At 75.0% G+C, this 1,422-nt stretch carries 2 protein-coding genes; both read right to left on the bottom strand.

The features are described from left to right. Nucleotides 1-620, bottom strand: a 620-nt coding sequence (locus E1165_RS28585) for a TetR/AcrR family transcriptional regulator (protein ID WP_132394788.1), incomplete at its 3' end; no start/stop codon positions are given. Between the two features lie 14 nt (nucleotides 621-634). Then, complete coding sequence (locus tag E1165_RS28580) at nucleotides 635-1,309, bottom strand: DUF4166 domain-containing protein (protein ID WP_132394787.1); 675 nt, start codon at nucleotides 1,307-1,309, stop codon at nucleotides 635-637. Between the last annotated feature and the right edge of the window lie 113 nt (nucleotides 1,310-1,422).

Below are 1,422 nucleotides of genomic sequence, written 5' to 3'. Positions count from 1 at the left end.
GTGTGGGGGCGGAGTTTGGCGCGGAGGGCGTGGCGGGCCAGGGGGCCGAGGTCGTCGAGGACCTCGACCAGGATGGCGAGCCGGTCCAGGGCGGCCAGCGCGTCGCGGGCTGCGGCCCGGTCCACGCCCTCGAACAGCTCCAGGCCGACGAAGGCGGCGCTGATCGCCCGGGCCAGCCCCGCCGGCTCGGCGACCGGGGCGGCCGGCGAGTCGCGCAGCAGCCGGCGTAGCACCGCCTCGATCTCGGCCGTCCAGAGCCGCAGCGCGGCGGCGGTCGGCTCCGCCAGCCGGGAATCGGCCTGCGCCCCGGCGAGCAACTGGGCCAGCACCGCCACGTTGCCCTGGGCGTGTTCCTGCGCGTGCAGGTCCCGCCCCACGTCGAGCAGTTCGCGCAGGGACCGGACGGCCGCGAACCGGTCCCGGTACACCGCCACCCGCGTCTCGGTGGCGCTGCGGCACGCCTCGGCGAGCAACTCGTCGACGGTGCCGAAATGGTAGAAGACCAGAGCCTGGTTGACCCCGGCGGCCGCCGCCACGGTACGGGCCGACACGCCGGCGATGCCGTGCGCGCGGATCGCCGCCAACGCGCCGTCGATGAGCTTCTGGCGGGTGCCAGCCATCAAGGTCCTCCCGGTCAGTCCCGGGAATTCTCCCGCAGTGGTCGCACCGCTGCGGGGACCGGGGCACCACCCGCCGGTACGTAGGCCACGGTGAAGCTGCCCGCGTACCCGAAGATCGGCCCGAGACGCCGGTTGGTCACCGCCACCTCGATGCGGAACCGGCCGGCGCGGTCGTCGTACCACTCGCGCAGCCGGGCCTCGCCGGTCATCGCCGCCGGGCAGGCGACCCCGCCCCGGAACCGTTGCAGGCCGCTGCGGATCGTCAGCGCGCCGGTGGCGTCGACGCCGGGGTGCAGGTCGACGGCGAGGTGCTGGTGGGTGCCCAGGTAGTCGACCAGCACCTGTCGGCGGGGGCTCCACACCATCGTCGCGTCGAACCGCCGCCGTCGGTGCGCGCTCACCTGGAAGGTGCGGACGAAGGTCAGTGTGGCCCGACCGTACGAGTCGGTGTAGGCCCAGTTCTCGATGGTGAACGGCACGTCGACGCCGGTCTCCGGGAAGAGCAGGTGACGCAGCGTGCCCAGGCGCAGAAACGGCACGGTGAACGCCGGACCGCGCCAGATCCGGTCCATCACGCCGGTGCCCACGCAGCCCGCGTCGACCTGGCCGTCGACGCCGAAGCGGCGGCGCAACTCGGGGTGCAGCCGGTCGAAGTCCGTGCCCAGGGCGCGCCGGAAGACGCCGGTCACGGTCGTTCTCGCTGGGCCGGCCGAAACGTGGCTGGCCGGTCCGGCGGGAACGTGGCGGGCCGGTCCGGGGGACGGCGGCGGCAGCGGCGGGCGGCCGGGGTGCCGGGTCGGGG

Origin of the sequence: Micromonospora sp. KC723 (assembly GCF_004348595.1) — a bacterium.
Lineage (GTDB): Bacteria > Actinomycetota > Actinomycetes > Mycobacteriales > Micromonosporaceae > Micromonospora.
The sequence above is the reverse complement of the archived record's forward strand: the minus strand, read 5'-3'. Positions and strand labels throughout refer to the sequence as shown.